The sequence below is a fragment of the Actibacterium sp. genome (assembly GCF_055134745.1).
The window spans coordinates 20,827-27,036 of record NZ_JBSRVX010000016.1 but is presented as its reverse complement, the minus strand read 5'-3'; the positions used below and the strand labels follow the sequence as shown (position 1 = coordinate 27,036).

Annotated in this window: 7 protein-coding genes; 5 read left to right on the top strand and 2 right to left on the bottom strand. The window is 61.6% G+C overall.

Annotated elements, in window-relative coordinates:
* Both ACTCHC_RS03565 and ACTCHC_RS03560 read right to left on the bottom strand, forming a co-directional pair.
* The coding region (locus ACTCHC_RS03565; RefSeq protein ID WP_245813843.1) for a GTP-binding protein at window positions 1-126 on the bottom strand (126 nt) is incomplete at its 3' end.
* 124 nt (window positions 127-250) lie between these two features.
* Window positions 251-2,554, bottom strand: coding sequence for a DNA topoisomerase IV subunit A (locus tag ACTCHC_RS03560; RefSeq protein WP_463021081.1), 2,304 nt, complete (start codon window positions 2,552-2,554; stop codon window positions 251-253).
* A gap of 127 nt (window positions 2,555-2,681) precedes the next feature.
* On the opposite strand from ACTCHC_RS03560, the gene ACTCHC_RS03555 reads away from it, so the two are divergent.
* The 5 genes from ACTCHC_RS03555 to ACTCHC_RS03535 all read left to right on the top strand — a co-directional run bounded on the left by ACTCHC_RS03555 (window position 2,682) and on the right by ACTCHC_RS03535 (window position 6,178).
* Window positions 2,682-3,509, top strand: a complete 828-nt coding sequence (locus tag ACTCHC_RS03555; protein WP_463021080.1) for an SDR family NAD(P)-dependent oxidoreductase — start codon at window positions 2,682-2,684, stop codon at window positions 3,507-3,509.
* A 75-nt stretch (window positions 3,510-3,584) separates the two neighbouring features.
* The gene (locus ACTCHC_RS03550; RefSeq protein WP_463021079.1) at window positions 3,585-3,785 is read left to right on the top strand and encodes a twin transmembrane helix small protein; all 201 of its coding nucleotides are present in this window, start codon (window positions 3,585-3,587) and stop codon (window positions 3,783-3,785) included.
* Window positions 3,786-3,787: 2 nt separating this feature from the next.
* The gene (locus ACTCHC_RS03545; RefSeq protein WP_463021078.1) at window positions 3,788-4,360 is read left to right on the top strand and encodes a cob(I)yrinic acid a,c-diamide adenosyltransferase; all 573 of its coding nucleotides are present in this window, start codon (window positions 3,788-3,790) and stop codon (window positions 4,358-4,360) included.
* Between the two features lie 133 nt (window positions 4,361-4,493).
* Complete coding sequence (locus ACTCHC_RS03540) at window positions 4,494-5,252, top strand: electron transfer flavoprotein subunit beta/FixA family protein (protein WP_463021077.1); 759 nt, start codon at window positions 4,494-4,496, stop codon at window positions 5,250-5,252.
* A complete protein-coding gene (locus ACTCHC_RS03535) occupies window positions 5,252-6,178 on the top strand; it encodes an electron transfer flavoprotein subunit alpha/FixB family protein (protein ID WP_463021076.1) in 927 nt (308 codons plus the stop codon). The genes ACTCHC_RS03540 and ACTCHC_RS03535 overlap by 1 nt, the downstream gene beginning before the upstream one ends.
* The last annotated feature ends 32 nt before the right edge of the window (window positions 6,179-6,210 follow it).

Sequence of the window (6,210 nt, the reverse complement as noted above, 5' to 3'; positions counted from 1 at the left end):
ATACGCCTTGAAATCACCGAAATACTTCGTAATCGCCGCCGTCAGCGTCGTCTTGCCGTGATCAACGTGACCAATGGTCCCGATGTTCACATGCGGTTTGTTCCGTTCAAACTTTGCCTTAGCCATGTCTGTGGCGCCTCATCTCTGGGGGGCCGGATCAGGCCCGAGTCAACATCGCGCGCTAATTATTGGCACAAGCGCGGGAAATCAAGCACGAGTTCGGCATGACGCCGAATGAGGCCGGATCGGATCAGGTGAAACGGTTCGATTGCGGAAAGCCGCGCGGCGCCATGCGGCCCGCGCTGGCCCGTTTGCCCAGCCATTCGGTCAGGTCCGGTTCGGTGCGGGTGCGCCCGGCCGGGTCTTTCCACGTCAGCCCGTCGGCCAGCACCAGGGTCGTCGCATCCGACAAGCCGCCATCCTTGTATTTTTGCAGCCGCACGCCCTTGCCCCGGGTCATTTCGGGCAATTCGTCCAGCGCAAAGACCAGAACCTTGCGGTTTTCCCCGACACAGGCGACGTGATCGCCCGTTACCGGGCGGCAGACCAGCGCGACGGTTGCGTCGCGCACGTTCAGCACCTGCTTGCCGGTGCGGGTCTGGGCCAGCACGTCATCGGACGGCACGATGAACCCGTCGCCCGCGTTCGATGCCACCAGCAGGCGGGTGCCCGGCCGATGGATGAACAGATCGACGATGCCCGCCTCGTTCGGCAGATCGACCATCAGGCGGACCGGTTCGCCCATGCCGCGCCCGCCGGGCAACTGGCTGGCGGGCAGGGTATAGAACCGCCCGTTGCTGCCCAACAGCAGCAGCTTGTCGGTGGTTTCGGCATGGATCAGGAAGCGGCCTTCGTCGCCATCCTTGAATTTCAGATCTGTCTTCGGATCGGAATGGCCTTTCATCGCCCGGATCCAGCCCATCTTCGAACAGACAACCGTGATCGGCTCGCGTTCGATCATCGCTTCCAGCGGCACCTCTTCGACGGTGCCTGCCTCGGCGAACTGGCTGCGGCGCGCGCCCAGCGGGGTTTTCTTGCCGAACTGGGTGCGCACCTCTTTCAACTGCCCGGCGATATGATCCCACTGGACATGTTCGTTTTCCAGCAGGTCTTCCAGCACGGCACGTTCCGCCATCAGCGCGTCGCGTTCGCGGGTCAGTTCGATCTCTTCCAGCTTGCGCAAGCTGCGCAGCCGCATGTTCAGGATCGCTTCGGCCTGAACCTCGGACAACTCGCCATCACCCGGCGCGGGCGAGACATAATCCTTTTCAGACGTGGCGCGGACCTGCGCCCGACCCCAGTCTTCGCGCATCAGCGCGGCCTTGGGGTCTTCGTCATATCGGATGATGTCGATCACCCGGTCAAGGTTGAGAAAGGCGATGATGAAGCCTTCCAGAACCTCAAGCCGGTGGTCGATCTTGTCCATCCGGTGCCGGCTGCGGCGGATCAGAACCTCGCGGCGGTGATCGAGGAAAGCGCGCAACACCTCTTTCAGGCTGCATACCTTGGGCGTGCGCCCGTCGATCAGCACGTTCATGTTCAGGCTGAACCGGGTTTCCAGATCGCAATTGCGATAAAGCATCCCCATCAGCATTTCGGGGTCCACCGTGCGCGAACGCGGCTCCAGCACCAGCCGGATGTCATCGGCGCTTTCGTCGCGCACATCGGCCAGGATCGGGATCTTCTTCAACTGGATGATCTCGGCGATCTTTTCGATCAGCTTGGATTTCTGCACCTGATAGGGGATCTCGGTGACCACGATCTGCCATTGGCCGCGGCCCAGATCCTCGATCTGCCATTTCGCGCGCAGCCGGAACGATCCGCGCCCGGTGCGATAGGCCGCAAGGATATTCTCGCGCGGCTCGACGATCACGCCGCCCGTTGGAAAATCGGGGCCGGGGATATGGTCGATCAGGGTTTCGTCGCGCGCATTCGGGGTCTTGATCAGATGCAGGCAGGCGCTGACCAGCTCGTCCAGATTATGCGGCGGGATGTTGGTGGCCATGCCGACCGCGATGCCGGTTGATCCATTCGCCAGAAGGTTCGGAAAGGCGGCGGGCATCACCACCGGTTCTTCCAGCGTGCCGTCATAGTTGGGGCGGAAATCGACCACGTTTTCGGCCAGCCCTTCCATCAGCGCCTCGGCCGCGGCGGTCAGGCGGGCCTCGGTGTAACGGGATGCGGCGGGGTTATCGCCGTCGATATTGCCGAAATTGCCCTGCCCGTCGACCAGCGGGTAACGCACGTTGAAATCCTGCGCCAGCCGCGCCATTGCTTCATAGATCGCCACATCGCCATGCGGGTGATAGTTGCCCATCACATCGCCGCTGATCTTGGCCGATTTGCGAAAGCCCCCGGTGCTGGTCAGGCGCAATTCGCGCATCGCATAAAGAATGCGCCGATGCACCGGCTTCAACCCGTCGCGGGCGTCGGGCAGTGCGCGGTCCATGATCGTGGACAAGGCATAACTTAAATACCGCTCACCGATCGCGCGGCGCAGCGGTTCGATCAGGTCGGAAGGGCCGATTTGGGGTGTGTCGGTGACATCATTCATAGGGGTGGTGATACCCGCCTGCCACTGCGGCGACAAGCGCGGGCTTTCAAAATTCCGCGCACTTGTGATTGCGATGGGCCTGGCGTTCTTCTAGCGTCGCGCTGACCGGTTCAGAGGTGTGCGGATTATGGCAAGATCCATTCTTATCACGGGGTGCTCTTCGGGCATCGGCTATGACGCGGCGCATGGGCTGAAACGCGCAGGCTGGCGCGTCTTTGCCACCTGTCGCAAGGAAGTGGACTGTGCCCGCCTGCGCGACGAGGGGCTGGAAAGCTTCGTGCTGGATTACGCCGACGAAGACAGCATCATCGCCGCACTGGACGAGGCCCTGACCCGCACAGGCGGCACGCTGGACGCGCTTTACAATAACGGTGCCTTCGCCCTGCCGGGTGCCGTCGAAGACCTGCCGCGCGACGGGCTGCGCGCGATCTTCGAGGTCAATCTTTTCGGCGTCCACGACCTGACCCGCCGCGTCATCCCGATAATGCGGGCGCAAGGGCATGGGCGGATCGTCAATTGTTCATCGGTGCTGGGGATGGTGGCCGCGAAATGGCGCGGCGCCTATACCGCCACCAAATTCGCGATGGAAGGTCTGACCGATACCCTGCGGCTGGAAATGGCCGACACGCCGATCAAGATCATCCTGCTCGAACCCGGCCCCATCACGTCCGATCTGCGGATCAAGTCCATCCCCTATTTCGAACGCTTCATCGACTGGCGCGCCTCGCCCCGCGCGGCGCAATATGAAACCACGCTGTTGAAACGGCTTTACAAGGATCGCGGGCGAGACGCATTTGAACTGCCCGGCTCTGCCGTCACCCAAAAACTGATCCGCGCGCTGGAATCCCCCCGGCCCCGCGCCCGCTATTTCGTGACCACCCCCACCTATGGCGCCGACATCCTGCGCCGGGTGCTGCCGACGCGCCTGCTTGATTGGATCACATCGAAAGGCTGACATGGGTCCTGCCGCAAAAAGCGGTTCGCTTTTGTCGCGCTTACCGCTATTTCCCTGCACAGGAAGGATTCCGCCATGCTGAAAGATCCGCTTTTCATCGTTGTCGCCATCGCCTGCCTTGCCGTGGCTGGCATCTTGATGTTGGGCATCGGGGGTTTTGCCAAGGGCGGCGAGTTCAACCGCAAGCACGCCAACCGGATCATGCGCTATCGCATTGCCGGACAGGCGGTGGCGATCGGGTTGATCCTGTTATTCGTCTATCTGCGAGGACGCTGAGCATGGTCGTTCTGAACAAGATTTACACCCGCACCGGCGATCAGGGCGAAACCGCGCTGGGCAATGGCGCGCGCGTGCCCAAATACAGCCCCCGCGTCGCCGCCTATGGCACCACGGATGAGGCAAACGCCACAGTCGGGCTGGCGCGCCTGCACGCAACGGGTGCGATGGACGGCCAATTGGCGATGATCCAGAACGATCTGTTCGATCTGGGCGCTGATCTGTGTCGCCCCGACATGGATCAGGACGCCACCGCCGAATACCCGCCGCTGCGCATGATCGCAACGCAGGTTGACCGGCTGGAGGCCGAAATCGACGCGATGAACGCGGCGCTGACACCGCTGCGGTCTTTCATCCTGCCGGGTGGATCGGCGCTGGCGGCGCATCTGCACCTGTGCCGCACCGTGTCACGCAGGGCCGAGCGGCTTTGTGTTGAACTGGCCACTGTGGAACAGGTGAATCCGGCGGCAATCAAATACCTCAACCGTCTGTCGGATTGGTTTTTTGTCGCCGCCAGGATTGCCAATAATGGCGGCAAGGATGATGTGCTTTGGGTGCCGGGGGCCACTCGATAACAAGCAAGTTGCAAAAATCGCACAATGTGCGACAATTCGCGCACGAATGGCTTAAATTTACTCTGTTGTCGGGGCCGATCAACAGGTAACAAACACCCCAAACAAGTGACACAGACCAAAGGAGACCACGCGAATGAAGGTTCTTGTGCCCGTAAAACGGGTGATCGACTATAACGTCAAAGCCCGCGTCAAGGCTGATGGCAGCGGTGTCGATCTCGCCAATGTGAAAATGTCGATGAACCCCTTTGACGAGATTGCCGTGGAAGAGGCAATTCGCCTGAAAGAGGCCGGCGTCGTCACAGAAATCGTGGCCGTGTCGATCGGCGTGAAACAGGCGCAGGAAACCCTGCGCACCGCGTTGGCCATGGGCGCCGATCGCGCGATCCTGATCGTGGCCGCCGATGACGTGCATACCGATATCGAACCGCTGGCCGTCGCCAAGCTGTTGAAAGCTGTGGTTGACGAAGAGCAGCCGCAACTGGTTCTGGCCGGCAAACAGGCAATCGACAACGACATGAACGCAACCGGGCAGATGCTGGCCGCCCTGCTGGGCTGGTCGCAGGGCACCTTTGCATCGGAACTGAAGGTCGAGGCAGACTTTGCCACCATCACCCGCGAGGTTGACGGCGGCCTGCAAACGATCAAGGTCAAGATGCCGGCGATCATCACCGCCGACCTGCGTTTGAACGAGCCGCGCTATGCCAGCCTGCCCAATATCATGAAGGCCAAGAAAAAGCCGCTGGATGAAAAGACGCCCGCCGATTACGGCGTTGATGTCAGCCCGCGCCTGCAGGTCGTGAAAACCACGGAGCCTGCGGCACGCAAGGCCGGTGAAATGGTTGGCTCGGTCGACGAGCTGGTGGCGAAACTCAAAGCTGTGGGGGCAATCTGATGGCTGTTCTTCTTCTTGCCGAAGTCAATGGCGGCGAACTGGCCGTCGATGCAACCGCAAAGGCGCTGACCGCTGCAAAGCAACTGGGCCCGGTGACGGTTCTGTGCGCCGGGGCCGGCTGTGGCGATGCGGCGGCTGCCGCTGCGAAACTGGACGGTGTCACCAAGGTTCTGTGCGCCGATGACGCGGCCTATGGCAACGCGTTGGCCGAACCCGTGGCCGCGCTGATCGTCAGCCTTGCGGGCGATTTCGAACATATTCTGGCCCCTGCCACATCCAACGCCAAGAACATCCTGCCGCGCGTCGCGGCCCTGCTGGATGTCATGGTCTTGTCGGATGTGTCCGGCGTCGTCGATGGCAGCACGTTCGAACGCCCCATTTATGCGGGCAACGCGATCCAGACGGTGAAAACCAACGATCCCAAGAAGGTGCTGACCATCCGCACCTCGACCTTTGACGCGGCTGGCGAAGGCGGATCGGCCAGTGTCGAGACCATCGGCGCGGCTGAAAACCCCGGCCTGTCCGAATGGATCGAAGACAAGGTTGCCGCCAGCGACCGCCCCGAACTGACCAGCGCCGGCGTTGTCGTGTCCGGCGGACGCGGTTTGGGATCGGAAGAAAACTTTGCGATCATCGAAAAGTTGGCCGACAAGCTGGGGGCCGCTGTCGGCGCCTCGCGCGCTGCGGTCGATTCCGGCTTTGCGCCCAACGACTGGCAGGTCGGTCAGACCGGCAAGGTCGTGGCACCTGCACTGTATATCGCCGTGGGTATCTCGGGTGCCATCCAGCACCTTGCCGGTATGAAGGACAGCAAGATCATCGTCGCCATCAACAAGGACGAAGAGGCCCCGATCTTCCAGGTTGCCGATTACGGTCTGGTGGCTGACCTGTTCCAGGCTGTTCCGGAACTGACCGACAAATTGTGATCTGACACCCGAACCCGACTGGGTTCGGATCG

What these genes read in the sequence shown, in the direction of transcription:
- ACTCHC_RS03540 (WP_463021077.1), top strand. Translation starts at nt 4,494, where the DNA reads ATGAAGGTTCTTGTGCCCGTAAAACGGGTGATCGACTATAACGTCAAA.
- ACTCHC_RS03545 (WP_463021078.1), top strand. Translation starts at nt 3,788, where the DNA reads ATGGTCGTTCTGAACAAGATTTACACCCGCACCGGCGATCAGGGCGAA.
- ACTCHC_RS03550 (WP_463021079.1), top strand. Translation starts at nt 3,585, where the DNA reads ATGCTGAAAGATCCGCTTTTCATCGTTGTCGCCATCGCCTGCCTTGCC.
- ACTCHC_RS03555 (WP_463021080.1), top strand. Translation starts at nt 2,682, where the DNA reads ATGGCAAGATCCATTCTTATCACGGGGTGCTCTTCGGGCATCGGCTAT.
- ACTCHC_RS03535 (WP_463021076.1), top strand. Translation starts at nt 5,252, where the DNA reads ATGGCTGTTCTTCTTCTTGCCGAAGTCAATGGCGGCGAACTGGCCGTC.
- ACTCHC_RS03560 (WP_463021081.1), bottom strand. Translation starts at nt 2,554, where the DNA reads ATGAATGATGTCACCGACACACCCCAAATCGGCCCTTCCGACCTGATC.